Below are 26,000 nucleotides of genomic sequence, written 5' to 3'. Positions count from 1 at the left end.
GTCCCGGCCCAGCCCGCGGCTCCGGTCCAGCCCGCCGCCCCGGCTCCCGCGCCGGCCGCCCAGGCTCCGGCTCCCGCCGCCGCCCCGGTCGCCGCGCAGGCCACCGACGAGGGCGCCTACGTCACCCCGCTGGTGCGCAAGCTCGCCGCCGAGAACGGCGTCGACCTGGCCACCGTCAAGGGCACCGGCGTCGGCGGCCGCATCCGCAAGCAGGACGTCCTGGCCGCCGCCGAAGCCGCCAAGGCCGCCGCGGCCGCCCCGGCTCCGGCCGCCGCCGCGGGCCCTGCCGCCGCGAAGAAGGCCCCCGTCCTGGAGGCCTCCCCGCTGCGTGGCCAGACCGTGAAGATGCCGCGGATCCGCAAGGTCATCGGCGACAACATGGTCAAGGCGCTGCACGAGCAGGCCCAGCTGTCGTCGGTCGTCGAGGTCGACGTGACCCGCGTGATGAAGCTGCGCGCCCGGGCCAAGGACGCGTTCGCGGCCCGCGAGGGCGTCAAGCTCTCGCCGATGCCGTTCTTCGTCAAGGCCGCGGCCCAGGCGCTGAAGGCCCACGCGCCGGTCAACGCCAAGATCAACGTGGCCGAGGGGACCATCACCTACTTCGACACCGAGAACATCGGTATCGCGGTGGACTCCGAGAAGGGCCTGATGACCCCGGTCATCAAGAACGCCGGTGACCTCAACATCGCCGGTATCGCCAAGGCCACGGCGGACCTCGCGGGCAAGGTCCGCGGGAACAAGATCACGCCGGACGAGCTCGCGGGCGCGACCTTCACCATCTCCAACACCGGTTCGCGCGGCGCGCTGTTCGACACGATCATCGTGCCGCCGGGTCAGGTCGCGATCCTCGGCATCGGCGCCACGGTCAAGCGCCCGGCCGTCATCGAGACGGAGGAGGGCACGGTCATCGGCGTCCGCGACATGACCTACCTGACCCTCTCCTACGACCACCGCCTGGTCGACGGCGCCGACGCGGCCCGTTACCTGACGGCGGTCAAGGCCATCCTGGAGGCCGGCGAGTTCGAGGTCGAGCTCGGCCTGTAGAACGCCCCAGCCGACACGGTGATGCCCTCGCCCGGAACTCTCCGGCGAGGGCATCGCCGTTTCTCGGGGGCGCGGGGAACCGCGCGGCCGGCCGCGCACATCCCGCAGCCACCGGGCAGCGGAACGCCCCGAGCCACAGGCGTGTGCGCCTCGTCTCACCTGCACCAAAGCGCCCCCGTGCGCCCCTCCCCCACGCGTGGACGGCCTTATTGTCTAAACGTCAAACGCGCCTTAAGGAGCTCCCATGACCGCGCCCGTCGTCCACTCGCTGCGCGAACAGATCCGCGAGCACATCCTGGAGGGGATCATCAGCGGGCGCTGGCAGCCGGGCGAGCGGATCGTGGAGCGCCGGATCGCCACCGAGCTGGAGGTCAGTCAGACGCCGGTCCGTGAGGCGCTGCGCGAGCTGGAGTCGCTGCGTCTGATCGAGTCCGCGCCCAACAAGGGCGTACGGGTGCGGAACCTGACCGCGGCGGACCTGGAGGAGAGCTACCCGGTCCGGGCCGGCCTGGAGGCGATCGCCGCCGAGCTGGCCGCGGAGCTGCTCGCCGAGGACTGCTCCGCGCTGGAGCCGCACGTCACCGCCCTGTACGAGGCCGACCGCAACGCGGACGGCACGGCCCAGGTGCGGCACACGGTCGGCTTCCACCGCGAGCTGGTCCGCGCCGCCGGCAACTCCGTGCTGCTGCACACCTGGGAGGGACTCGGCATCGAGGTGTTCACCGCCCTGTCGATCCGCTGGCTGGGGACGGTGCAGCAGTCGTACGCCGAAGAGCACGAGGAACTGGTCGCGGCCTTCCGGCGCCGGGATCCGCGGATCGCGGAGATCGTGAAGTCCCATGTCCTGGGGTGCGCGCCGAGGGCGTGAGCCCGTCATTACGCACCGTAATGTTGCCGTATGTCCGATGCGGCGCATGGTGTTCACGGCAAACCGCCCACGCGTGAGGAGAAGTGGGACCGCTTCCGGCAGTCGCCCTTCCTGCCCGCCACGGTCCTGGTACTGATCATCTCCGCGGCGGCGTGCCTCTTCGCCGGCTCGTACACGTACTCCATGGCGAACCCCACGCCGCACTCCATCCCGACGGCGGTGGTGGGGCAGTACGAGGTGGTACGGGGACGGACGTTCATCGAGGGCATGGAGCGGGCGCTGAACGCGTCCATGAAGCTGCGCGTCTACGGCACCGTGGCCGAGGCCCGCTCGGCGGTGGAGGAACAGGAGGTCTTCGCGATCCTCGACGTGCGCGAGGACGGACGGGCCGTCAGGTTCGACGTCTCGGGGGCGTCCGGGGCGTCCGTGGCGGAGGTGCTGGCCGAGGCGGCCGTCGCCGTGGGTCGGCAGACCGGGGTCGCGGTCACGTTGAAGGACATCAACCCCTTGCAGAAGGGCGATCCGCGCGGGCTGGCGATCTTCTACATCTCCCTGGCGGCCGTGATCATCGGGTTCGTGGGGTCGATCCAGCTGAGCGTTCACGCGCGGGAGCTCAATCCGCTGGAGCGGATCGCCTTCACCGTGACGTACGCGCTGATCGGCGGGTTCGGGATCGCGGCGGTGGTGGACTGGGGGCTCGGGGCGCTGGACCTGCCCTTCGGGGAGTCCTGGATGATCCTGGCGCTGACGATGCTCACGAGCGGGATGGTCTTCACCATGTTCAACACGCTCATGGGACGCTGGGCGATGCTGCCGACCTGGGGCCTGATGGTGCTGCTGGGCAACCCTTCCTCGGGCGGCGCGGTGTCCTGGGCGCTGCTGCCCTCCCTGCTGGGGGTGGTCGGGCGCTGGCTGCCGCCGGGCGCGTCGGTCAACGCGCAGCACACGGCGGTCTACTTCCCCGACCACCAGCACGCCTTCCCCTTCCTGGTGCTGTCCGGGTGGCTGCTGGTCTCCCTCGCGGTGTTCCTCAACTGGTCGCACCGGCATCCCGGCGGGCGGGTACGGAACCCGGCGCACGCCGGCCCTTGACGGCGGGTGACAACCGAGCGCCATGGCACTCGGACGCGCTCCCACCTGCACAAACCATGGGAAATCCCGGCACCGCGTGCCCACATCGGAGGCACCGCGTGCCGACTTTCTCGCGATCAAGAGGTTTTGGGGGGCAATCCTTTGATCGATCATCGATCAGGGAGTTACAGTTCCGGACGGGCTTCCACCAGAGCCTCACGCCCTGTCCTGCCAAAGACCAAGGGCACCCCCGAACCCTTACCGATGAGGGAACCCCCTTCGACTGAGGAAGGCGGCGACATGACCGACCCCCACGCCACCCAGCCGAGCGAGCTCGACCAGCTCCCGGACCGCGACCCGGAGGAGACCGCCGAATGGCGGGCCTCCCTGGACGCCGTCGCCAAGGCGGCCGGGCCGCACCGTGCCGCGTACCTGATGCGCCGCACGCTGGAACGCGCCGAGGGCACCGGCATCTCGCTGCCCAAGCTCCTGGAGACGGACTACGTCAACACCATCCCCACCGCCGCCGAGCCGTCCGTGCCCGGTGACGAGGAGATGGAGCGGAAGATCACCGCCTGGAACCGCTGGAACGCGGCCGCCATGGTGACCCGCGGCTCCAAATACGGCGTCGGCGGCCACATCGCCACCTTCGCCTCCGCGGCCTGGCTCTACGAGACGGGCTTCAACCACTTCTTCAAGGGCAAGGAGGCCGACGGGTCGGGCGACCAGCTCTACATCCAGGGCCACGCCTCCCCCGGCATCTACGCCCGCGCCTTCCTCGACGGCCGGCTCAGCGAGCACCACCTCGACAACTTCCGCCGCGAGGCCGGCGGCAACGGCCTGCCGTCGTACCCGCACCCCCGCCGCCTGCCCTGGCTGTGGGAGTTCCCGACGGTGTCGATGGGCCTCGGCCCGCTCTCCGCGATCTACCAGGCGCGGTTCAACCGCTACCTCACCAACCGCGGCATCAAGGACGTCTCCGCGTCCCACGTCTGGGCCTTCCTCGGTGACGGCGAGATGGACGAGCCGGAGTCGACGGCGGCGCTCGCGCTGGCCGCGCGTGAGGAGCTGGACAACCTCACCTTCGTCATCAACTGCAACCTGCAGCGCCTCGACGGCCCGGTCCGCGCCAACTTCAAGATCGTGCAGGAGCTGGAGGCCCAGTTCCGCGGCGCCGGCTGGAACGTCGTGAAGACGCTGTGGGGCTCGGCCTGGGACGAGCTGTTCCAGCTCGACACCACGGGCGCGCTCGTACGCCGCCTGCGCCAGGTACCCGACGCGCAGGTGCAGACGTACCAGACCCGCGACGCCGCCTACATCCGCCAGGACTTCTTCGGTGCCGACCCGGTGCTCGCCGAGATGGCGAAGCTGCTGAGCGACGACAAGATCCTGGACTGCTTCCACTTCTCCCGCGGTGGCCACGAGCCGCGCAAGGTCTACGCCGCGTACAAGGCCGCCGTCGAGCACAAGGGTGCGCCGACCGTGATCCTGGCCCAGACGGTCAAGGGCCACACCCTCGGTGCGGGCTTCGCGTCGAAGAACGCCAACCACCAGATGAAGAAGCTCTCGGTGGACGAGTTCAAGACGATGCGCGACCTGCTCGACCTGCCGATCGCGGACAGCGCGTTCGTCGACGGCGTGGTGCCCTACGCCCACCCGGGCACCGACTCCCCCGAGGTCCGCTACCTCCAGGAGCGCCGCGCCGCCCTCGGCGGCCTCGCCCCGGCCCGCCGGGTGCACCCGGTCGCCCCGCTGCCCGCACCCGCCGAGAAGGCCTTCGCCTCCTTCGACAAGGGCTCCGGCTCGCAGAACGTGGCGACGACCATGGCGTTCGTCCGCCTCGTCAAGGACCTGGTCCGCGACAAGGAGAGCGGAAAGCGCTGGGTGCCGATCGTCCCCGACGAGGCGCGCACCTTCGGCATGGAGTCGCTGTTCCCGTCGCTCGGCATCTACTCGCCCAAGGGCCAGACGTACGAACCGGTCGACCGCGACCAGCTGATGTACTACAAGGAGGCCAAGGACGGCCAGATCCTCAACGAGGGGATCACCGAGGCCGGTTCCATGGCCGACTTCATCGCCGCCTCGACGTCGTACGCGACGCACGGCGAGACGATGATCCCGTTCTACATCTTCTACTCGATGTTCGGCTGGCAGCGCACGGCCGACCAGATGTGGCAGCTCGGCGACCAGCTCGGCCGCGGCTTCCTCGTCGGCGCGACGGCCGGCCGTACGACGCTGACGGGCGAGGGCCTCCAGCACGCCGACGGCCACTCCCCGGTGATCGCGGCCACCAACCCGGCCGCCCTCAGCTACGACCCGGCGTTCGCGTACGAGATCGCGGTCATCGTCCGTGAGGGTCTGCGCCGGATGTACGGCGAGGCCAAGCCGGGCGAGGACCAGGACGTCTTCTACTACCTGACGGTCTACAACGAGCCGCTGCCGCAGCCCGCGAAGCCGCAGGGCCTCGGCATCGACGAGGGCATCGTCAAGGGCCTGTACCGCTTCAACACGGCGGAGTCGGCCGGCGTGACCGCGCCGGCGAACGCCCCGCGCATCCAGCTGCTCGGCTCCGGTACGGCGATCCACTGGGCGCTGAAGGCGCAGCGGCTGCTCGCCGAGGAGTGGGGCGTGGCCGCCGACGTGTGGTCCGCGACCTCCTGGAGCGAGCTGCGCCGGGACGCGCTGGAGGCCGACGCGGCGCTGCTGCGCGGCGAGGAGCGGGTGCCGTACGTACGGCAGGCGCTCCAGGGCGCCGAGGGCCCGGTCCTCGCCGTCTCCGACTACATGCGCCAGCTGCCGGACCAGATCGCGCAGTGGGTCGAGCAGGACTGGTCCTCGCTGGGCGCCGACGGCTTCGGTCTGTCCGACACCCGTGAGGCCGCCCGCCGCCACTTCGGCGTCGACGCGGAGTCCATCGTGGTCGCGGCCCTGGCCCAGCTCGCCCGGCGCGGCGAGGTCAAGGCGACGGCCGTGAAGGAGGCCCGCGAGAAGTACGGCCTGTGAGGGTCACACGCTCGCTCAAGGGGGTACGGCCGCCGCCGTGCCCCCTTCGCCGTCGGTGGCCCCCGGCATGATGGCCGTATGCGTGCTGCCCGGCTGATCAAGATGGTGCTGTTGCTCCAGTCCCGCCCCTCCATGACCGCCGCCGAGCTCGCCCGCGAGCTGGAGGTGTCCCAGCGGACCGTCACCCGGGACGCGCAGGCGCTGTCCGAGGCGGGGGTCCCGGTGTACGCCGACCGGGGGCGGGCCGGCGGGTACCGGCTGATCGGCGGCTACCGCACACGGCTGACCGGTCTGCACCGCGGTGAGGCCGAGGCCCTGTTCCTGTCCGGGGTGCCGGGGGCGCTGCGGGAGATGGGGCTGGAGGACGCCGCCTCGGCGGCCCGGCTGAAGGTGTCCGCCGCCCTGCTGCCGTCCCTGCGCGACGCGTCCCGTACGGCCGCGCAGCGCTTCCATCTGGACGCGCCGAACTGGTTCAAGGAGCCCCGCACACCTGAGCTGCTGCCCGTCGTCGCGGACGCGGTGTGGGACGACCGCCCGATCACCGCGCGGTACCGCCGGGGGGACGGCGAGGTGGAGCGGGAGCTGGAGCCGTACGGGCTCGTGCTCAAGGCGGGCGTCTGGTACCTGTGCGCGCGGGCGGTCCCGCAGGGGGCCTGGCGGGTCTACCGGATCGACCGGTTCACGGCCGTCGGCACCGGCGAGGAGCGGTTCGCGCGGGACGAGGAGTTCGATCTGCCCGCCTTCTGGGAGGAGCGGGCCGAGCAGTTCGCGCGGTCCCTCCTGCGCGCCCAGGTCGAGGTGCGGCTCTCGCCCGCCGGGGCGCGCGCCCTGCCGTACGCCGTCGATGCGCTCTCGGCCCGCGAGGCGCTGGACGACGCAGGCGCCCCGGATTCCGGCGGATGGGTGACGCTGACGCTGCCGGTGGAGTCCGAGGAGGTCGCCCACACACAGCTCACGGCGCTCGGGGCGGAGGTCGAGGTGCTGGCACCGGAGAGCCTGCGGGCCCGTTTCGCCGGTGACGCGGCCCGGCTGGCCCGGCTGTACGGCGCCTGACGCGGCCTTACCGCCGATAACAATCCACCGCACTCCGCGTGCGCCCCACCCGGGAAGGCACGATGCTTGACCCGTGATGGACGAGACGGAGTTCTGGGAGCTGATCGACGCCACCCGCGAGGCCGCCGAGGGCGACCCGGAGGAGCAGGCGGACCTCCTGGTGGAACGGCTCCTCCAGCAGGACCCCGACGAGGTCCTCGACTTCGCCCGTCACTTCGAGGCCCGCTACAACCGCGCGTACACCTGGGACCTGTGGGGTGCCGCCTGGGTGCTGCTCGACGGGGCCAGCGACGACGCCTTCGACTTCTTCCGGTGCTGGCTGATCGGCCAGGGCCGCGAGGTGTACGAGGGTGCCGTGCACGTCCCCGACTCGCTCGCCGACCTGCTGGACGAGTTCGACGAGGAGATCGACGGCGACGGCGAGGAGCTGGGCTACGCGGCCGACGAGGCCTACGAGCAGCTCACCGGGACCGTCGCCCCCGACCTCGGCATCGCGCCCGCCCCCGCGGAACCGGAGGGCACGCCGGTGGACTTCGAGAACGAGGCGGCGCTCGCGCAGCGGTACCCGCGGCTGTGGGACCGCTTCAAGGAGTGAGGCGGCCGGTCTTCGGGGCCCACGGGGAACTACCCGTGCGGCTGGTCCGCCGCGTGGTGCAGGGGTGCCGCGTTGGCCTGGTCGAGGGCGGACACGATGGCCGTGCGCGGGCCCAGGACGACGGTCGCGACCGCGCAGAGCACGGTCCAGGGCCCGCGCAGGGCCTCGCTCCACGTGCCGGTGTCGTCGCTCATGACCCCCGTCTCCGGTCGGCCGATGAGCGGAGCGGCGGGGCGCCGGCCGTCATGCGGCCCGCGCGGCGGCCGCGGCCTTCCTGTGGGGTTCACGAGGGGGCTCACGGGCGCCCCTGCAACCGGGCCGCCAGGCCCCTGATCTCGGGCAGCCGCGCCGTCAGGGCGGCGCCGGGGCAGCGGGTCATGTAGCCGTCGCCGTGACCGGCCAGGGTGGGCAGCACGGCGGAGGTGCCGGCGGCGAAGCGGCTGAGGCTGTTGCTGGAGACCAGGCGTACGGTCGCGCGCGGGTCGGTGCCCGACATGCCCAGCTTCCACGCGGACAGCGCGGCGATCGCGTCGGTCATCACCCGGGGCACCTCGGCGCCCGCGGTGAAGGTGCCGATGGCGGCGATGCCGGTGCTGCGGTGGTTGAAGCCGACGGTGTGGGCACCGGTGACCGGGTGGTCGACGCCGCCCGCGCGGCCCTCGTAGATGGTCCCGCAGCGGTCGACGAGGAAGTTGTAGCCGATGTCGTCGAAGTCGCGGGCGCCGGTCTGGCCGGCGTAGAGGTCGCGGATGATCTGCGGGACGTCCTCGCAGCGGTACGCGTTGGGCGTGTCCGTGTGGTGCACGAACACGGCGACGACGCTGTCGTCGTAGCGGGGCGGCGGCTGCTTGCCGGGGGCTTCGCCGGGGTCGGCCCAGACCGTCCGGGGGACGACGGCCGGCTTGGGGGCGGTGTGCGGGGCGGGTACGCGGGCGGCGAGCGCGTGGGTGTCGCGGGCGGCCGTCACCGACTGGTCCACGCCGTGGGCGCACAGCGCCAGGGCGGTCACCGCGGCGAGTCCGGGCAGACAGCCCGCGAGCACCACGGCGTTGCCGGGTATGTGCACGGCGCGCGGCCGTGCTCCCTGTCTTCTTCTCATGCCACGTTTCAGGACACGCATGGACCCACTGTCGGGCCGGTCCGGTCCGCCCGCGATGGGTGCTGTGCCACCTGGTGGAACCATCGTCCGGGTCGGTGACGTTTTTCGGGTACACGCACACGTGGCGGGTTCGCGGCCGGCACCACGGTCGTGGCTGATCACCGGACCCGTCCGGCGCGTACTAGGGCGTGCCGGGGCGCGTAGCCGCGCGCATTGACGGGGACTGGGGAAAGGCTGCTCCGTGGACCTGCTCGACATCGTGCTGGCGCTGGTGGTCCTGGCCTACGCCGGCTCCGGCTACCGGCGCGGGCTGGTGGCCGGCTGTGTCTCGCTCGCCGGGTTCGTCGGCGGCGCGGTGATCGGCGTGTGGATCCTGCCGTGGGTGATGGATCTGGTCTCGCCGGGGACGACGGCGGCGACGGTGACCGCGGTGCTCACGGTGCTGGTGCCGGCGGTGGTGGGGCACGAGCTGGCGGGGCGGCCGGCGCTGCGGCTGCGCCGGGAGCTGGAGCGGGGGCCGCTGCGGGTGGCCGACGGGGTGGGCGGGGCGGCGGCCAACTCGGTGGCGGTGCTGATCGTGGCATGGGTGGCGGCGAGCGTGCTGGCCGCGTCCTCCTCGCCGCTGCTGACGGGCGCGATCCGGGACTCACGGCTGCTGGGCGCAGTGCAGACCGCGATGCCGGACGCCACTCCGGCCTGGTTCTCGCGGGCCACGTCCGCGCTCACCGAGGCGGGTTTTCCGCAGGTGTTCAACCCCTTCGAGAACGAGTCGACCGCCGAGGTGGCCAGACCCTCCGGGGACAACGTCACGCAGAGCGCCACCGACGCCGCCAGGCGGAGCACGGTCAAGGTCGAGGGTGTGGCGGACGGACAGGGGCGTGAGGGCAGCGGGTTCGTGTACGCGGCCGAGCATGTGATGACCAACGCGCACGTGGTGGCGGGCATCGACGCACCGACCGTCCGGATCGGCGGGGTCGGGCCGTCGTACCAGGCCCGGGTGGTGCTGTTCGATCCGGACAAGGACGTGGCGGTGCTCCATGTGCCGGATCTGCCCGCTCCCGCCCTGGAGTTCGACGACGACGCCGACCGCGGGGACGCGGCGGTGGTCGCCGGCTATCCGCAGGACGGCGGGCTGGACCTGCAGGCCGCGACGGTCGCGAACCGGGTACGGGCGACGGGGCAGAACATCTACAACAACGAGAACGTCACCCGCGAGATCTACTCCATCCGCTCCACCGTCCGCCCCGGCAACTCCGGCGGCCCGCTGCTGACCACCGACGGCAAGGTGTTCGGCGTGGTCTTCGCCCGCTCCACGTCCGACGCGGAGACGGGGTACGTCCTGACGGCCGCGGAGGTCGCCGGCGACGCGGCACGGGCGGCGGAGGCGACGGTGCCGGTGGACACCGGCGAGCTGGTGACGTCGTGACGGCGGCGCCCGGCGGGGCGCCTCAGAGGGCGCGGCCCATCAGCACGTCGTCGACGTACTTCCCGTCGAGGAAGAACTCCTCCGGCAGCACGCCCTCCACCACGAAGCCCTCCGCCTCGTAGAGCCCCCGGGCCGGGGTGTTGTGCCCGAGGACCCGCAGGGTGAGCCGGCGCGCCCCCTGCCGCCGTGCCTCGTCCTGCACGGCCCGCAGCAGCGCCCGGCCGACCCCGCCGCCCCGCGCCTCGTCGGCGACGACCAGGCCCTGTATCTGCCGGACGTGGGAGTTGCTCTCCAGCGGCGTCGGCAGGCCCAGCCGGATGTAGCCGACGACCACTCCGGCGAGTTCGGCCACGAGATGGTCGCGCGGCCCGAAGCGGTCACCGAAGAAGGGTTCGTACGGCGGCCTGGGGCGGGGCTGTACGGAGTGCAGCGCGGACCAGCAGCGGCGGTCCAGCCACCCCAGCGTCTCCTCGTCGGTGTACCTGGCGTGACGTATGTACGGAACCGGCATGACGTCACTGTACGGCGGCCGTACCAGCGTCGGTGAGGCCGTTCCGCCCGGTCGACCGGGCAGGATGGGCGCATGGAGCGAATCGCGGTGGCCGGCGCCTCCGGCCTCATCGGAAGCGCCCTCGTGCGGTCCCTGACCGCCGAGGGGCACGAAGTGGTGCGTCTGGTGCGCCGGGAGCCCCGGGCGGCGGACGAGATCCGCTGGGACCCCGAGGGCGAGCATGTCGACGCGGCCGGGCTGGCGGGGTGCGACGCGGTGGTGAACCTCGCGGGCGCCGGCGTGGGCGACCGCCGCTGGACCGACGCGTACAAGGCGCGGATCCGTGACAGCCGGGTGCTCGGTACCGCGACGCTGGCCAGGGCCGTCGCCGGGCTGCCGGTGGAGCGGCGGCCGCGGGTCCTCGTCAGCGGCAGCGCGATCGGCTACTACGGGGACACCGGGGAGCGGACCGTCGACGAGGACGCGCCCTCGGGGAGGGGGTTCCTGCCGGAGCTGTGCGTGGAGTGGGAGTCGGCCGCGGCGCCCGCGCGCGACGCGGGGGTGCGGACGGTGTTCACCCGGACCGGGCTGGTGGTGTCCCGCGAGGGCGGCGCCTGGGGGCGGCTGTTCCCGCTGTTCCTGGCCGGGCTCGGCGGCCGGCTCGGGGACGGGCGGCAGTACTGGTCGTTCATCTCGCTGCACGACGAGGTCGCCGCGATCCGGCACCTCCTGGACCGGGAGGACCTGTGGGGGCCGTTCAACCTGACGGCCCCGGAGCCGCTGACGAACCGTGAGATCACCGCGGCGATGGGGCGGGTGCTGCGCCGGCCCACGCTGTTCGCGGTGCCGGCGCCGGTGCTGCGGGCCGCGCTGGGCGAGATGGCCGGGGATGTGCTGGGCAGTCAGCGAGCGGTGCCGAAGCGGCTGCTGGAGTCGGGGTTCGGCTTCGTGTTCCCGGGGATCGAGGGGGCGATCCGGGCGGCCGGGTGAGGTGTGCCGACGGGTCTGACCGTATGCGACCGCTGTGCGACCGTGCCCTGTTCATGCGCGACTGTCCTTGACCGGAGGCAGGCCTAACCTCGACCCGAACTCGGGTATCTCCGAGGCCGGTTGAGGGCATGACCTCTCCACCGGCCGCGTAACGTCGAGGAGGGGCACGTGCTTGAGCCCGCGTATCAGGCGGACGTCGTCGTCGTGGGAGCCGGGGTCGCCGGTCTCGCCGCGGCGCATCGGCTGACCGGTGCAGGAATCGCGACCACCGTGCTGGAGGCCGCCCCTTGTGTGGGCGGGCGGATGGCGACGGAGAAGGTCGACGGCTTCCGGCTCGACCGCATCGGGCAGCTCCTGTTCACGTCGTATCCCGAACTGCGCCTGACACCGGGGCTCGACGCGCTCGCGCTGCGCGCGTTCGCCCCCGGCGTCCTGCTGCACAGCGACGGGCGCCGGCAGCGTGCGGGCGCCCCGGCGGGCGGTGGGAGCGCAAGGGGCGCACTCCATGCGGTGCGCGCCCTTGCGAGCGCCCCCAGGGTGACGCCGCGGCCGGCCTCCGGGGCACGCGGGCCGGCGGGTGCTCCCCGGGCGGGTGCGCCGCTGGGCGGTGCGGTGGACCAGGCGCGGCTCGGGGCCGCGCTCGCCCGGATCGGCGCGATGCCGGTCGAACGGCTGCTGTCCCGCCCGGAGTCGCCCGCCGGACAGGCCCTCGCGACGCGCGGGCTGCCCGCCCGGACCATCGACGGCTTCCTGCGCCCGCTGCTCGCCGCGCTGCTGTGCGACCCGGAGCTGACCACGTCCAGCCGGTGCGCCGACCTCGCGCTCCGGGCGTTCGCGGCGGGGCGGATGTGTCTGCCGGAGGGGGGCGCGGAGGTGCTGCCGGAGCTGCTCGCGGGCGGGCTGCCACCGGGGTCGGTGCGGACCGGGGTGCGGGTCACCGGGGTGTCCACGACGTCGGTGAGCACGGCCGAGCATGGGGAGTTCCGGTGCCGGGCCGTGCTGGTGGCGACGGACGCGCGGACGGCGGCCGAGTTTCTGCCCGGGCTGCGGGTGCCGGACTTCCATCCGGTGACGGTGGTGCACCACACGACCGACGAGCCGCCGGAGACCGGCGCGTCGCTGCTGCTGGACGCCGACCGGGGTGGGCCGGTGGCGCACACGGCGGTGGTCAGCGCGGTCGATCCGGCGCGGGCGCCGGCGGGGCGGGCGCTGGTGTCGTCGACGGTCCTGGGGACGGCGCCGGGCGATGTCGACACGGCGGTGCGGATGCACCTGGCCCGGCTGTACGGCACGTCGACGGCGCGCTGGGAGACGCTGGCCGTGCAGCGCACCGCCGAGGCCGTCCCGGCGATGCGGCCGCCGCACGATCTGCGACGGCCGGTGCGGTTGCTGGCGGGCCTGTACGTGTGCGGCGACCACCGGGACACCAGCACGGTCCAGGGCGCCCTGCACTCGGGCCGCCGCGCGTCCACGGCGATCCTCACGGACCTCGGTGCGGCGGGCTCCCTGCACACAGCAGACCCCAACCCCACGGCCCACGCGGCCTGAACACCCCGGCCGGTCCGCCCGCGAGGGATCCACGGACACCTGGGCACCGCCACAAGGGGGCCTGCGGCCCGGGGGGCGGCGCCGTCGGGGCCCCCGGGGGCGGCGCGTGGAGGCGCCGTCCCCGGGGCCGCGGCGCGCGGGGCACCGCACCGAGGGCCGGGAGAGGTGCGGCGGGAGCGAAGCGCCGTCGCGTCGGCGTCGTTCAGTTCAGTGCCGCCACCTTGTCGCGGTAGCTTCGGGCCGGGGCCGCGTCCTTGTACGGCTCCAGGCGGCGTTCGAAGTCCTTGACGTACTCCACCGCCCGCACCGAGCGCATCTCCGCCGCCTGGCCGGCCGCCTCCGCGGCCAGTTGGCAGGCCTGGTCGAGTTCGCCGAGGCCGAGGCGGGCGGTGGCGAGGACGACACGGCAGAACAGCCGGCTGCGGGCCAGCCCGGCGGGCCGCAGCTGCAGCGACCGCTCGGCGTGCTGCGCGGCGGCGCGGAACTGCTGGAGGTCCCGGTGGCAGTGCCCGAACTCGTCGGCGAGCTGCCCCTCGTCGAAGAAGCGCGCCCAGTACGGCAGATCGTCCCCGGGCCGGGCCGTCTCCAGCGCGCGCTCGGCGCGGACGAGCGACGCGGTGCACGCCCGCACCTCCCCCAGCACCCCGTGCCCCCGCGCCTCGGCGGCGTGCAGCAGCGCCTGGACGACGGGCGGCGCGGAACCGCCCACTCCCTGCTGGGCCACCCTCGCCAGCTGCACGGCCTCCCGACCATGGCTGAGATAGACGGCCTGCCGGCTCATGGTGACCAGCACGTACGCCCCGTACGCCCGGTCCCCGGCGGCCTGCGACAGCCGCAGCGCCTGCACGAAGTACCGCTGCGCGAGCCCGTGCGCGGCGATGTCGTACGACGTCCAGCCGGCGAGCCGGGTGAGGTCGGCCGCGGCGGCGAACAGCCGGCGGCCGGTCTGCTCGCCGTAGGTGCCCCGCAGCATCGGTTCGAGTTCGTGCTCCAGGTAGCGCACCAGCGCCTGCCGGGCGTGGCCGCCGCCGTAGGCGTTGTCGAGGGTGCGGAACAGTTCGGCGACCGAGCGGAGCGCGGCGATGTCGCCGCCGGTGACCCGGTGACCGGGCCCGCGCTCGGCCCGGCCGCGCTGCTGGGGCACCGTGGGGCGGCCCTGGAGGGGCACCCGGGCCGGGGCGTCGCCCCGGGCGACCCGCTCGTCGGCCCGGCCGATCAGCCAGTCCCGGCTGGGGACGACCAGCCCGGCCGGCGTGAAGGCGATCTTGCGCAGCTCGGCATGGCTGCCGGAGTCCTTGCGCCACAGGCCGCTGACGATGTCGACGGCCTCCTCCGGACCGGCCGCGAACTCCAGACCCGCGTAGACCGGGGCGCAGGCGTCCAGGCCCAGGTCCTGGGCGGTGAGCCGGCGGCCGAGCCGGCGGGTGAACACCTCGGCGATGAGCGCCGGGGTCGTGCCTCGGGGCTGCTGCCCTCGCAGCCAGCGGGTGACGGACGTCTTGTCGTATCTGAGGTCGAGTCCGTGTTCGAGGCCGAGCTGGTCCACGCGACGGGCGAGACCTGCGTTGGAGAACCCCGCTTCTGCGATGAGCGCGGCGAGCTGGCGGTTGGGAGTGCGCTGCGCGGGTCGTTCCGTCATCTGCGGTGCGGTCTCCTGCCTTCGGGCTTTCGGCGGCCTTCGCCGCCGTGCTGCCCGGATTGCCTGTGAGCAGCCCTTATGGCCTCGTGAACGGCGCGAATGTAGCGGAGAGTGAGCAGCTGATCGCACACTTCGACGTTCATTCATCCGATCGTGTGAGGATTGCCACCAGCGCTGACGCACCCCCGGCAGTCGTACAGTGACGTAGGCGCTTTTCGTGCCTTACGACCTTCTAGGGAGGCGCTTGCCGTGAGTGAGTTGCGGTTCGTCCGTATGGGATTCGGTGCGGACGCCGTCGAGTACCAGGAGGCGTGGGACGAGCAGCGTCGCGTGCACGCGGCGCGGTTCGCCGACGAGATCCCCGACACCGTGCTGCTGCTGGAGCACCCGCCGGTGTACACCGCGGGCCGGCGCACGGCCGACAACGAGCGCCCCCTCGACGGCACCCCCGTCATCGACGTGGACCGCGGCGGCAAGATCACCTGGCACGGCCCGGGCCAGCTGGTGGGCTACCCGATCCAGAAGCTGCCGCGCCCGGTGGACGTCGTGGCGCACGTACGGCGGCTGGAAGAGGCACTGATCCGCACCTGCGCGGCGTTCGGCCTGGAGACCACCCGCGTCGAGGGCCGCAGCGGCGTCTGGGTCCTCGGCGACCCGGTCGAGCAGCGTCCGTCCCTCGGCGGCCTCTCCCTCGACTTCGACCCCCGCCTCCAGGACGACGAGTTCGACCCGCGCCTGAACGGCCCCGAGTACGCTCCCTCCAACGCCGGCCAGCGCCGCGAGGACCGCAAGATCGCCGCGATCGGCATCCGCGTCGCCAAGGGCGTCACCATGCACGGCTTCGCGCTCAACGTGAATCCGGACAACGCCTGGTTCGACCGCATCATCCCGTGCGGCATCCGCGACGCCGGCGTGACCTCCCTCGCCAACGAGCTCGGCCGCGACCTCACGATCGAGGACGTGACCCCGGTCGTCGAACGCCATCTGACGGACGTACTGGAGAACGCGGACCTGAGGCCGCGCGAGATCGAGAGGACGCCGGCAGCAGTCGGCCCGTCCGGCGTCTGAGACGAGGACGCGGGCCGGCAGCAGGGTCCGGGAACGGCAGCCCCAGCGAGGCCAGCACCCACGCCGGGCATTCAAATCAACGGGCGTACCCTTGAAGTCGCCGAAGAATCAATCGCTAGGGAGCCGGTCGTGTCCGCAGTCGCACCCGACGGACGCAAGATGCTGCGCCTGGAGGTCCGCAACAGCCAGACCCCCATCGAGCGCAAGCCCGAGTGGATCAAGACCCGGGCGAAAATGGGCCCCGAGTACACGAAGATGCAGAACCTCGTGAAGAGCGAGGGCCTGCACACGGTCTGCCAGGAAGCCGGCTGTCCCAACATCTACGAGTGCTGGGAGGACCGCGAGGCGACCTTCCTCATCGGCGGCGACCAGTGCACCCGGCGCTGCGACTTCTGCCAGATCGACACCGGCAAGCCCGAGGCGCTCGACCGCGACGAGCCCCGCCGCGTCGGCGAGTCCGTGGTCACCATGGACCTCAACTACGCCACCATCACCGGCGTCGCCCGCGACGACCTGGAGGACGGCGGCGCCTGGCTGTACGCCGAGACCGTGCGCCAGATCCACCAGCAGACCGCGGACCGCGCCGAGGGCCGCACCAAGGTCGAGCTGCTGGCCCCCGATTTCAACGCGGTCCCGGAGCAGCTGGCCGAGGTCTTCTCCTCCCGCCCCGAGGTCTTCGCGCACAACGTCGAGACGGTTCCCCGGATCTTCAAGCGGATCCGCCCCGGCTTCCGCTACGACCGCTCGCTGAAGGTCATCACCGCGGCCCGCGACCACGGCCTGGTCACCAAGTCCAACCTGATCCTCGGCATGGGTGAGACCCGCGAGGAGGTCGGCGACGCGCTCAGGCAGCTGCACGACGCCGGGTGCGAGCTGGTCACCATCACGCAGTACCTGCGCCCGTCGGTGCGCCACCACCCGGTGGAGCGCTGGGTGAAGCCGCAGGAGTTCGTGGAGCTCAAGGAGGAGGCCGAGCAGATCGGCTTCTCCGGTGTGATGTCCGGCCCGCTGGTGCGCTCCTCGTACCGCGCCGGGCGGCTGTACCAGATGGCCGTCGAGAAGCGCGGCACGTACATCGCGGCCCAGGCCGTCTGACACGGCGTCACACGCCTGCCCCGCACGGCGCGTGGCAGGCGTGTGAATTCCCGCACAAGCGCTACCCGTCAGTAGTGACCGATACGACGCGGTCCTGACCGTCCTCGCAGATGGGGACGTGCGTCAGGGCCGCGTTCGTGTGCGGGGGCTTCGCGTCAAGGCTTCATCGGTGTTTGACCGGTCGGTCACGCCCTGGTAACACCAATCAGTGACGCTGGACTCACACCACGTACACCCGCATCCGCAGCCTTTTCGAGGGGGGACCTCCACCATGCAGGCCGCGCCCGTTCGCGCCACCGCGATTCCGTCCTTCTCCACCGCCCTGCGCGCAGTGGAGTCGCTGCTGATGAGCAGCGGTCAGCGCACCGCGCGCCGCAACGCCTGGACCTCCGTGCTGGAGGACCGCCGCAGGGCCAAGGACCGGATCGAGGCGCAGCAGATCGTGGAGCAGGCCTTCGCCCCCGTCGCTCCTCAGTTGCACACTGCCGTCGAAGGCGCTTCGCGGGACACGTAGACTTCGTGGCATGGCGAGGAAGGAAACCGCAGCGGACGCTGCGAACCCCGGGCGACTGAAGCAGATCGCTCTGACCTACAAGATGACCCGCAAGGCCGACAAGAAGATCGGTCTTGTACTCGCGGCAGTCGGAATCGTCACCCTCGGTGTCTTCCTCGCGATCGGTTTCTTGATCGGTCACCCCATCTATCTCGGCATCCTGGGCCTGCTGCTCGCCTTCCTCGCGACGGCGATCGTCTTCGGGCGCCGGGCCGAGCGGGCGGCCTTCGGGCAGATGGAGGGCCAGCCGGGCGCAGCCGCGGCGGTGCTCGACAACATCGGCCGGGGCTGGTCGACAACCCCCGCGGTGGCGATGAACCGCAGCCAGGACGTGGTGCACCGGGCGGTCGGCAAGGCCGGCATCGTGCTGGTCGCCGAGGGCAATCCCAACCGGGTGAAGTCCCTGCTGGCCGCCGAGAAGAGGAAGATGAACCGGGTCGTCGCGGACGTGCCGGTGCACGACCTGATCGTCGGCACCGGCGAGGGCACGGTCGAGTTGAAGAAGCTGCGCACGACCATGCTGAAGCTGCCGCGCGTGCTCACCGGCCCGCAGGTGACCGCCACCACGGACCGGCTGCGCGCGATGGGCGACCTGATGAGCAACATGCCGCTGCCGAAGGGTCCGATGCCCAAGGGCATGCGGATGCCGAAGGGCGGGCCGAGGGCCCGCTGAGTCGCGGCGGCGCGACAGACGGATCACCGAGCCGGCGGCACCTGGGGTGCCGCCGGCTCAGCCGTACCATCCGCCCGGATGACACGCCACCGAACGGAGCATCCGGCCGGTAATGGGGTGATTCGCTCTTAGCCTTCCGAATGTGACAAAACGCCATATCACGTATCTCGCATGCGCGACCACGCTCTTCGGCGCGCTCATCGGTACCGCCCCGGCCTCCGCCACCCACCGCATCCACGTGGTGACGCCGGGCGAGTCGATCCAGAAGGTGGTCGACGCCGCACAGGCCGGCGACACGGTGCTCGTGCTCCCCGGCACCTACCACGAGAGCATCACGGTGCGGACGCCAGGACTGACCCTGCGGGGCATGGGCCAGCGCACGGTGATCAAGCCGGCCCCGAAGGCGCCGGGCACCAAGACGCCGCCCATCGGCTGCAAGGCGGCCGGGAACGGCATCTGCGTGATCGGGGCAAAGCACAAGGCCGTCCCGGACGTCACGATCGCCGACCTGAAGGTGACCGAGTTCCCCAAGGTCGGCCTGTACGCCCTGGGGACCGACCGTCTGACCGTGCAGCGGGTGACCGCCGAGGACAACGGGCAGTGGGGCATCTCCCAGGAGCACTCCACACGGGGCGTGTTCCGCCAGAACACCGCCCGGGGCAACGGTGACGCCGGTCTCTTCCTCGCCAACAACGTCAAGGCCGAAGTCGGCGCCATGGACAGCAAGGGCACGGTGATCGAGCGGAACCACCTGGCGGACAACCGCATCGGCCTCACCGTCCGCCGGATGCGGAACCTGGAAGTGGCGCACAACTACGTCACCGGCAACTGCACCGGCATGTTCCTCGTCGGCGACGAGAACAAGCCGAAGGCGGGTGCCCTGACCGTCAGCGACAACCGCGTCGAGCGGAACAACAAGTACTGCGCGAAGACCGCCCGGCTGCCCTTCCTGCAGGGCTCCGGCATCGTCCTGACCGGCGCCGAGAACAGCCTGGTCACGCGGAACACGGTCATCGGTCACGCGGGCACTTCGCCGCTGTCGGGCGGCATCGTGCTGTTCAAGAGCATGGTGGGCGTCACCAGCGAGCGGAACCGGATCACCGGCAACCGCCTGGAGGGCAACTCGCCGGCCGACCTGGTCAACCAGGAGGCCACCGCGAGCGCCAACGCCTTCGAGGCCAACACCTGCGGGGCCTCCAAGCCCACGGGGCTGTGCTGACCGGACCGACCTGCCCCACCCACGCAAGGAAGGAAGGCGGCACATGACCGCTCCATCCCCCGAGCTCTCGGCTCCTCCGCCACCGCCGCCGTCCATGCGGCTGAGAGAGCTCGTGTTCGGGGCGGCGTGTGCCGCCGCCGTCCGCGCGGCCGCCCGGCTGGGCATCGCCGACGCCCTCGCGGACTCCCCCATGACCGTGGAGGACCTCGCGGCCGCGGTGAAGACCGACCCGAAGCCGCTGCGCCGGCTGCTGCGCGCCCTGTCCTGCTACGGCGTCTTCGCCGAGGGGCCCGACGGAACGTTCGGCCACACCGAGATGTCCCGGCTGCTGCGCGAGGACGACCCGAACAGCCTGCGGTACATCTCGCTGTGGTGCACCGAGCCGTGGACCTGGGACGCCTGGCCCAAGCTCGACGAGGCCGTACGCACCGGCCGCAACGTCGTCGAGGACCTGTACGGCAAGGAGTTCTTCGTCTACCTGAACGAGGACGCCCCGGAGTCCGCCGACGTCTTCAACCGCGCGATGACGACCTCCAGCGAGCAGTCGGCGCGCGACGTCGCCGCACTGCTGGACCTGTCCGGCGCCTCGTCCGTGGCGGACCTCGGCGGCGGCCAGGGGCACGTGGTGGCCAGCCTGCTGGACAAGTACCCGTCGATGCGGGGCTACCTGCTCGATCTGCCGCGCGTGGTGGAGAACGCCGTGCCACGGCTGCGCCAGGGCGGCGACCTCGCCGACCGGACGCGCATCGTGCCCGGCGACGTCCGCGAGTCCGTCCCGGTCGAGGCCGACGTCTACGTCATCAAGAACATCCTGGAGTGGGACGACGGGTCCACGGCCAGGCTGCTGCGCAACGTCATCGAGGCCGGCGGCCCCGGCACCCGGGTCGTGGTCATCGAGAACCTCGTCGACGACAGCCCGTCGATGCGCTTCAGCACCGCCATGGACCTGCTGCTGCTCCTGAACGTCGGCGGCGCCAAGCACACCACCGCCAGCATGACGGCGCGGCTGACGGAGGCGGGCCTGACCGTCGGCGACGTCCGGCCGGTCAACCCCTACCTGCACGCCTTCGACTGCACGGTCGCCGGGTGAGCGGACCGCTTCCGGGGAACACCGGTGCCGGGCCCGCGTAGGACGCGGGCCCGGCACCGGTGGCCTGACGGGGGTGTTCAGGCGCGGGCGTCGCGCTCCCACAGGTAGAAGCGCTGGGCCATCGCGTCCTTCGGGGACCGCCAGGTCTCCGGGTCGTACGCGCTGACGTACGCGGAGAGGCGCTCACTGATCCCGACGAACTCGGGGTGCGAGGTGACCTTGGCGATGGCCGGTCCCGGCTCGCGCTCGGACTCGACGAGGTGCATGTACACGTCGCCGAACTGGAAGAGACTGCGCCGGACGACACCGATGAGGTGCGGCAGCTCTCCACGGTCGGACTCCGCGAACACCTTGGCGATGTCGGGCGCGGAACCGGGAGCCATCTTGGCGACGATCAGTGCCTGATGCACGGGTCTTCTCCTGTCCTCCGGCTCAGTCGGCCAGGGCCGGGGCGGACCGGTGACCGGCGGCCGCCTGCTGGATCTTGTCCCGGATCAGAGCCATCTGGATCTTGGAGTTCTTGTTGATGTTGTCGGTCATCCACGCGTCGTCGACCGGCGCGTCCGGCTTCATCGAGAAGTCCTGCGTCCAGACCATCCGGGTGCCGTCCGGGACCTCCTCGTACTCCCACCGGATGTTCATGTAGGCGAACGGGCCGGTCTCCACGCGACGGGCCTCGACGCTGAGGTGCTCGCGGTCGGCGTCCCGCTCCGAGACCCAGCTCCACACCTTGCCGTTCTCGTCCGGGTGCATGGTGAGCCGGAAGGTGGTGGTGTTCCCCTCCTTGGTGAGGATCTCGGCACTGGCGTACTCGCTGAACAGCTGCGGCCAGTTGGCGACGTCGTTGGTCATGTCCCAGACCAGGTCGACGGGCGCGGCGATGGTGATCTCGTTCTGGGTGTGTCCGGCCATGTCAGGCTCCCGCGGGAAGTGCGCTGTTGACGAGGTCGAGGAACTGGCGGGGCGTCTTGGAACGCTCCGCGTCGTTGGGCATCGGCGCCCCGTGCCGGTTCTCCAGCTCGCCGACGATGCCGAGCAGTCCGAGCGAGTCGATGCCGAGGGCGTCGAAGCCCGCGTCGTACCGCTGCTGGAGCTCCTCGGGAGAGACCGAGACTCCGGCGGCCTTCTTCATGAGCTCGGACAGCTCTTCCAGTGTGATGCGGTGACTCATAGCGATCCCTTCTCCTTTGCTGCAGGGCAGCTGGTGTGTTCGGCTCACCCGGCGCCGCCGCGTCGCAGCACGAGCGCCGAGTTCGACCCCATGAGGCCCCTGCTGAGGACCAGCGCCGTACGCAGCTCGGCAGCGCGGGCGCGGCCGGTCACGAGGTCGAGGTCGTGGCAGATGTCGAAGACGCCGGGGGTGGGCGGGATCACGCCGTGCTCCAGGGCCAGCACCGCCGCCGCGGTGTCCAGCACCGGCGCCGCGCAGTACCCGCGGCCGATCCCGGTCTTGGGCGCCGTGACGGGCACGCGCCGCCCGTGCGCACCGAGTGCGTCCGCGATGGCCAGTGCCTCCGCACGGTCGGCCTCCGGCACCCCGAGGGCGTCGGCGAAGACCACGTCGACCTCCTCCGGGGCACAGCCGGCCTCGTCCAGGGCACCCCGGATCGCCTGGGCGAGCCCGTCCCTGGACTCGGCCCAGCGGGAGGCGCCGGTGAAGGTCGCCGAGTGCCCGGCGACGAAGGCCCGGACCTCGGCACCGCGTTCGCGGGCCGAGCTCTCCGCCTCCACCACGAGCATCGCGCCGCCCTCGGCCGGCACGAACCCGCAGGCGGCCTCCGTGAACGGGCGGTACGCGCGGGTCGGGTCGGCGACGGTGCTCAGCTCCTGGTAGCCGACCTGGCAGACCACCGAGTACGGCGCCAGCGGCGCCTCGGTGGAACCGGCCACGATCACGTCGGTGCCGCGTCGCACCGCACGCGCCGCGTGCGCCAGGGCGTCCAGACCGCCGGCCTCGTCGGAGGCGACGACCGAGCAGGGGCCCTTGAGCTTGCGGCGGATGGAGATCTGGCCGGTGCTCGCGGCGTAGAACCAGGCGATGGACTGGTAGGGGCCGACGAACCGGCTGCCCTTGCCCCACAGCTGCTGCAGCTCGCGCTGGCCGAACTCACCGCCGCCGGACCCGGCGGCCGTGACCACACCGATGGAGTACGGCTCCTCAGAGGTGTCGGCCTGCCCGAGCCGTGCGTCCTCCAGCGCGAAGTCCGCGGCAGCCATGGCGAAGTGCGTGAACCGGTCGGTCTGGACGAGGAACCGCTCCTCGATCGTCGCCGCCGGGTCGAAGCCGCGGACCTCGCCGGCCACCTTCAGCGGAAGGTGCTCACAGCCCTCACGGGTGACCCGGTCGAGGACGTTGAGGCCTTCCTTGGTGGCCTTCCAGAAGGTGTCAATGGTGGTGCCGTTGGGCGCGACCACCCCGATGCCGGTGACGGCCGCGCGCCGATCGTGCGGTTCGCTCATCGTGTCCTCACTCCCTCGTTCGGGTCAGGACCACCGCCGACTGGAAGCCCCCGAACCCGCTGCCCACGGACAGGACGCTGGAGAGCTTCCGTTCGCGGGCGACACGCGGGACGTAGTCCAGGTCGCACTCGGGGTCGGGGGTCTCGTAGTTGGCGGTCGGCGGTACGACCTGCTTGGCGAGGGCCAGCACACAGGCGACCACCTCGATCGCCCCGATCGCCCCGAGTGAGTGCCCCACCATCGACTTGATGGAGCTCATGGGGGTGTCGTAGGCGTGCTGGCCGAGCGCCCGCTTCACGGCCGCCGTCTCGTGGCGGTCGTTCTGCCGGGTGCCGGATCCGTGTGCGTTGACGTAGTCGATCGCGGTCGGGTCCAGCCGGGCGTGGTCGAGTGCCAGATCTATCGCCCGGGCCATCTCCAGACCCTCGCTGGTCAGGCCGGTCATGTGGTAGGCGTTGCCGAAGGTGGCGTAGCCGCCCAGTTCGCAGTACACGTGGGCACCGCGGGCCCGTGCGTGTTCCAGTTCCTCCAGGACGAGCACGGCGCCGCCCTCGCCCATGACGAAGCCGTCACGGTTGTTGTCGAAGGGCCGGGAGGCGTGGGCCGGGTCGTCGTTGTTGGGTGACGTGGCCTTGATCGCGTCGAAGCAGGCCATGGTGATAGGGGAGATCGGGGAGTCCGAGGCACCCGCTATGCAGATGTCGGCCCGGCCCTCCTCGACCGTGTGGAAGGCGTACCCGACGGCGTCCAGGCCCGAGGTGCAGCCGGTGGAGACGGTCTGCACCGGACCTTGGGCGCCGAAACGTTCCGCCACCGCGGAGGCGACCGTACTGGGCGAGAACGCCCGGTGCAGATGCGCCTCCGCCTCCCTGTGGTCGACGTCCCAGCGCTCGCCGTGGTGACTGACCAGGACGTAGTCGTGCTCCAGCCGGGTGGTGCCGCCGACCGCGGTGCCCACGGACACCCCGATCCGCCACGGGTTCTCGCGGTTCAGGTCGAGACCGGAGTCCCGCACCGCCTCCGCACCGGCGACCAGAGCGAACTGTATGTACCGGTCCGCGCGCGCGACCTGTTCCTCGTCCAGGCCGTGCGCGGCCGGGTCGAAGTCGCACTCGGCGGCTATCTGCGACCGCAGTTCCGAGGGGTCGAAGAAGGTGATGCCCCGGGTCGCGGTCCGGCCGTTGGCCAGCAGGTCCCAGAAGGCCGGTACACCGATGCCGCCCGGGGCGACGATGCCTATGCCGGTCACCGCCACACGCCGGCTCATGACCGAACCTCACCTCGGTCGTGGGCGGCACCCGCGGAAGCGGGCTCCGTGACCACCGCGGCGGCCCCGATGACGTCCGTCTCCTCCGTGTCGACGTGCCCCAGGCTCGGGCGCGGGGCCAGCGGACCCAGGTGGAAGACGATGCGCGCCTCCACGTTGCCCACGTTCCGGAAGCGGTGACGCATGTGGGCGGGGATCATCAGACCCTGCTCCGGCCGGAGCGGGTGCGGTTCGCCGTCCAGGTCCACTTCCAGCTGACCGCAGACGACGTACACGAACTCCTCGGAGTACGGGTGGTAGTGCTCACCGATGCGGTCGCCGGGGTGCACGATGGCCACGCCCATGAAACCGCTGGTGGAGCCGACCGTTGTGGGGGTCAGCATGGCGCGCAGATCGCCGCCGCGCCGGGTGTTGGGCTCGACCTCGCTGAGGTCCACGATCTTCGGAAGGGGTTTGATCACGACGTTCCTCCGTGGGTGTGCTGCGCCTGATGGGGTCAGGCGTCCGGCGAGCGGCGGTCGGTGATGAGCTCCATGCCGGCGGTGTCGCCGTCCAGCAGGGACTTCAGCGGGGCCAGCGCCCCGGGCCTCGGCACGGCCGCTTCGACGCCCGCGCCGGGTCGTACGTCGACCAGGCGGACGACGGCGTCGTCGCGCTGGAAGACCGTGCTGCGCAGGACCGGGGTGCCCGGGTCCTCCGCCGCGTCCTCGTCCAGCCGGGCGAGCGCCTCGGCCAGCTGCATCCCGCAGCCCGGCCGGGCGGGGTAGTAGAGGGCGTGCCGCTCGCCCTCGTGCAGTTCGTCCGTGCTGACGTGGTGCACGGCGGGCAGGGCCGCCCGGGTGAAGAACACGCGCGCGGACTCGTCGCAGCTGAGGTCCCGCTCCTGCTCCAGGTACGGGTTGATGGCCTCCTCGACCGCCCTGACCTCGGGCTGCCGGGCGACGTGGCGCAGTGCCTGGAGCAGGTCGCCGCGGACCTCGATGGCCCGTACGACCCGGTTGCCGATCATGAACAGAGAGGTGCGGACCAGACGCGTGGTCTCGTCCACATGCGTCTCGGGGGAGTCGTAGTTCGCGAGGATCTTCGCGACCTCCGGCTCGCTGCCCGGCTTGACCGTGAAGGTCAGGGCGTGGCGGATCACGCCGTCGCCGATCCGGGGGGACATCTGCAGATGGCGCTCTGCCGGGTCGACCTTCGCCAGTCCGCGGCCCATCTCGCGCACGACGTGGAAGCGCAGCGAGCGGGTGTCGCGGATGCAGCTGTGCATCGGCTGCACCATCTGCACGTGCTCCTCGCTGTTCACCCAGGCGAGGAACGGCGGGGCACTCTCCCACTCACTGGTGATGAGCCATTGGGAGGGATTCTCGATGGACTGGCACAGTTGGTCGCTGATGTGGCCGGGCACCTTGGCCACCTGGTTGCACAGTTGCTCGTATGCCTCCAGGAACTGCTGCTGGGCACCGTCGTATACGTCGACCAGCAGGACGACCCTGAGAGGGGAGCCGTCGAACACGGACTGGGAGACCCGTTTCGACACCTGTCGCGTCAGCTGCTGCGAAACCTTTTCCGACGTAGTGGTCATGCTGCGGAATCTCCTTCTCTGGAGGCAGAGGCGAACGCCGCCGCCGATGACGCGACGTCAGCGCCTCTTGATCCTCTGCCGGTCCCCCGGAGTGCGCGACTCGCGTGAACCACGCGGGTGATAGATCACGCGGAGGCCCTTCGAGAGGGCATGAAAACTCCAACAAC

At 71.7% G+C, this 26,000-nt stretch carries 26 protein-coding genes; 15 read left to right on the top strand and 11 right to left on the bottom strand.

Translation table 11 applies throughout. The annotated features are described in order from the left end of the window. The 6 genes from sucB to ACFV6X_RS13945 all read left to right on the top strand — a co-directional run. Window positions 1-1,044 (top strand): 2-oxoglutarate dehydrogenase, E2 component, dihydrolipoamide succinyltransferase (gene sucB, locus ACFV6X_RS13970; protein ID WP_385382289.1); only part of this gene is annotated, 1,044 nt, incomplete at its 5' end. A gap of 244 nt (window positions 1,045-1,288) precedes the next feature. Beyond that, window positions 1,289-1,912 (top strand): GntR family transcriptional regulator, encoded by a 624-nt coding sequence (locus ACFV6X_RS13965; protein WP_385382286.1) that lies wholly within the window; start codon window positions 1,289-1,291, stop codon window positions 1,910-1,912. Window positions 1,913-1,942: 30 nt separating this feature from the next. Then, window positions 1,943-3,004, top strand: a complete 1,062-nt coding sequence (locus ACFV6X_RS13960) for an ABC transporter permease (protein ID WP_385382283.1) — start codon at window positions 1,943-1,945, stop codon at window positions 3,002-3,004. Between the two features lie 279 nt (window positions 3,005-3,283). Continuing rightward, window positions 3,284-5,986, top strand: coding sequence for a pyruvate dehydrogenase (acetyl-transferring), homodimeric type (aceE, locus tag ACFV6X_RS13955; protein WP_385382280.1), 2,703 nt, complete (start codon window positions 3,284-3,286; stop codon window positions 5,984-5,986). Between the two features lie 78 nt (window positions 5,987-6,064). Continuing rightward, window positions 6,065-7,039 (top strand): helix-turn-helix transcriptional regulator, encoded by a 975-nt coding sequence (locus tag ACFV6X_RS13950; protein WP_385382277.1) that lies wholly within the window; start codon window positions 6,065-6,067, stop codon window positions 7,037-7,039. Between the two features lie 76 nt (window positions 7,040-7,115). Beyond that, entirely contained in the window at window positions 7,116-7,634 is a 519-nt protein-coding gene (locus tag ACFV6X_RS13945; protein WP_385382320.1) for a DUF4240 domain-containing protein, read from the top strand. A 29-nt stretch (window positions 7,635-7,663) separates the two neighbouring features. Here ACFV6X_RS13945 and ACFV6X_RS13940 read toward each other — a convergent pair whose 3' ends face one another. Both ACFV6X_RS13940 and ACFV6X_RS13935 read right to left on the bottom strand, forming a co-directional pair. Then, the gene (locus ACFV6X_RS13940) at window positions 7,664-7,828 is read right to left on the bottom strand and encodes a hypothetical protein (RefSeq protein ID WP_385382274.1); all 165 of its coding nucleotides are present in this window, start codon (window positions 7,826-7,828) and stop codon (window positions 7,664-7,666) included. Window positions 7,829-7,929: 101 nt separating this feature from the next. Then, entirely contained in the window at window positions 7,930-8,733 is an 804-nt protein-coding gene (locus ACFV6X_RS13935; RefSeq protein ID WP_385382271.1) for a peptidoglycan recognition protein, read from the bottom strand. Window positions 8,734-8,974: 241 nt separating this feature from the next. Here ACFV6X_RS13935 and ACFV6X_RS13930 point away from each other — a divergent pair, with 241 nt between their 5' ends. Then, window positions 8,975-10,159, top strand: a complete 1,185-nt coding sequence (locus ACFV6X_RS13930; protein WP_385382268.1) for a MarP family serine protease — start codon at window positions 8,975-8,977, stop codon at window positions 10,157-10,159. Between the two features lie 22 nt (window positions 10,160-10,181). Here the strand turns inward: ACFV6X_RS13930 and ACFV6X_RS13925 are convergent, their stop codons facing one another. Continuing rightward, window positions 10,182-10,670: a GNAT family N-acetyltransferase gene (locus ACFV6X_RS13925; RefSeq protein WP_385382265.1), complete on the bottom strand. Its 489-nt coding sequence runs from the start codon at window positions 10,668-10,670 to the stop codon at window positions 10,182-10,184. Between the two features lie 72 nt (window positions 10,671-10,742). On the opposite strand from ACFV6X_RS13925, the gene ACFV6X_RS13920 reads away from it, so the two are divergent. Both ACFV6X_RS13920 and ACFV6X_RS13915 read left to right on the top strand, forming a co-directional pair. Continuing rightward, window positions 10,743-11,639, top strand: a complete 897-nt coding sequence (locus tag ACFV6X_RS13920; protein WP_385382262.1) for a TIGR01777 family oxidoreductase — start codon at window positions 10,743-10,745, stop codon at window positions 11,637-11,639. Between the two features lie 168 nt (window positions 11,640-11,807). Further along, window positions 11,808-13,187, top strand: a complete 1,380-nt coding sequence (locus ACFV6X_RS13915; protein WP_385382259.1) for an NAD(P)/FAD-dependent oxidoreductase — start codon at window positions 11,808-11,810, stop codon at window positions 13,185-13,187. A 202-nt stretch (window positions 13,188-13,389) separates the two neighbouring features. On the opposite strand, the gene ACFV6X_RS13910 is transcribed toward ACFV6X_RS13915, so the two are convergent. Beyond that, window positions 13,390-14,826, bottom strand: a complete 1,437-nt coding sequence (locus ACFV6X_RS13910; protein ID WP_385382256.1) for a regulator — start codon at window positions 14,824-14,826, stop codon at window positions 13,390-13,392. Between the two features lie 249 nt (window positions 14,827-15,075). Between ACFV6X_RS13910 and lipB the strand changes: the two genes are divergently transcribed. From lipB to ACFV6X_RS13880, 6 genes are all read left to right on the top strand, one after another. Next, a complete protein-coding gene (lipB, locus tag ACFV6X_RS13905; protein ID WP_385382253.1) occupies window positions 15,076-15,894 on the top strand; it encodes a lipoyl(octanoyl) transferase LipB in 819 nt (272 codons plus the stop codon). Window positions 15,895-16,023: 129 nt separating this feature from the next. Further along, a complete protein-coding gene (gene lipA, locus ACFV6X_RS13900; RefSeq protein WP_385382250.1) occupies window positions 16,024-16,989 on the top strand; it encodes a lipoyl synthase in 966 nt (321 codons plus the stop codon). Between the two features lie 271 nt (window positions 16,990-17,260). Further along, the gene (locus ACFV6X_RS13895; protein WP_385382247.1) at window positions 17,261-17,503 is read left to right on the top strand and encodes a hypothetical protein; all 243 of its coding nucleotides are present in this window, start codon (window positions 17,261-17,263) and stop codon (window positions 17,501-17,503) included. Window positions 17,504-17,513: 10 nt separating this feature from the next. Further along, entirely contained in the window at window positions 17,514-18,215 is a 702-nt protein-coding gene (locus tag ACFV6X_RS13890; RefSeq protein ID WP_385382244.1) for a DUF4191 domain-containing protein, read from the top strand. Window positions 18,216-18,357: 142 nt separating this feature from the next. Next, the gene (locus tag ACFV6X_RS13885; protein WP_385382241.1) at window positions 18,358-19,434 is read left to right on the top strand and encodes a nitrous oxide reductase family maturation protein NosD; all 1,077 of its coding nucleotides are present in this window, start codon (window positions 18,358-18,360) and stop codon (window positions 19,432-19,434) included. Between the two features lie 43 nt (window positions 19,435-19,477). Beyond that, the gene (locus tag ACFV6X_RS13880) at window positions 19,478-20,524 is read left to right on the top strand and encodes a methyltransferase (RefSeq protein WP_385382238.1); all 1,047 of its coding nucleotides are present in this window, start codon (window positions 19,478-19,480) and stop codon (window positions 20,522-20,524) included. A 77-nt stretch (window positions 20,525-20,601) separates the two neighbouring features. Here the strand turns inward: ACFV6X_RS13880 and ACFV6X_RS13875 are convergent, their stop codons facing one another. From ACFV6X_RS13875 to ACFV6X_RS13845, 7 genes are read right to left on the bottom strand one after another with little or no spacing between them, the layout of a single operon-like run. After that, entirely contained in the window at window positions 20,602-20,934 is a 333-nt protein-coding gene (locus ACFV6X_RS13875) for a TcmI family type II polyketide cyclase (protein WP_365453604.1), read from the bottom strand. Between the two features lie 22 nt (window positions 20,935-20,956). Next, a complete protein-coding gene (locus tag ACFV6X_RS13870; RefSeq protein WP_365453607.1) occupies window positions 20,957-21,436 on the bottom strand; it encodes an SRPBCC family protein in 480 nt (159 codons plus the stop codon). Window position 21,437: 1 nt separating this feature from the next. Then, window positions 21,438-21,695, bottom strand: coding sequence for an acyl carrier protein (locus ACFV6X_RS13865; protein WP_365453610.1), 258 nt, complete (start codon window positions 21,693-21,695; stop codon window positions 21,438-21,440). 44 nt (window positions 21,696-21,739) lie between these two features. Next, the gene (locus ACFV6X_RS13860; protein WP_385382233.1) at window positions 21,740-22,984 is read right to left on the bottom strand and encodes a ketosynthase chain-length factor; all 1,245 of its coding nucleotides are present in this window, start codon (window positions 22,982-22,984) and stop codon (window positions 21,740-21,742) included. A gap of 7 nt (window positions 22,985-22,991) precedes the next feature. Beyond that, a complete protein-coding gene (locus tag ACFV6X_RS13855; RefSeq protein WP_385382230.1) occupies window positions 22,992-24,251 on the bottom strand; it encodes a beta-ketoacyl-[acyl-carrier-protein] synthase family protein in 1,260 nt (419 codons plus the stop codon). Then, window positions 24,248-24,712 carry a cupin domain-containing protein gene (locus ACFV6X_RS13850; protein ID WP_365453620.1) on the bottom strand — a complete coding sequence of 155 codons (465 nt, stop codon included), beginning with the start codon at window positions 24,710-24,712 and terminating at the stop codon, window positions 24,248-24,250. Before ACFV6X_RS13850 ends, ACFV6X_RS13855 begins: the two co-directional genes overlap by 4 nt. A gap of 35 nt (window positions 24,713-24,747) precedes the next feature. Then, a complete protein-coding gene (locus ACFV6X_RS13845; protein WP_385382227.1) occupies window positions 24,748-25,833 on the bottom strand; it encodes a TcmI family type II polyketide cyclase in 1,086 nt (361 codons plus the stop codon). Between the last annotated feature and the right edge of the window lie 167 nt (window positions 25,834-26,000).

Origin of the sequence: Streptomyces sp. NPDC059861 (assembly GCF_042731435.1) — a bacterium.
GTDB lineage: Bacteria > Actinomycetota > Actinomycetes > Streptomycetales > Streptomycetaceae > Streptomyces.
This window is presented reverse-complemented; position numbering and strand designations above follow the sequence as displayed.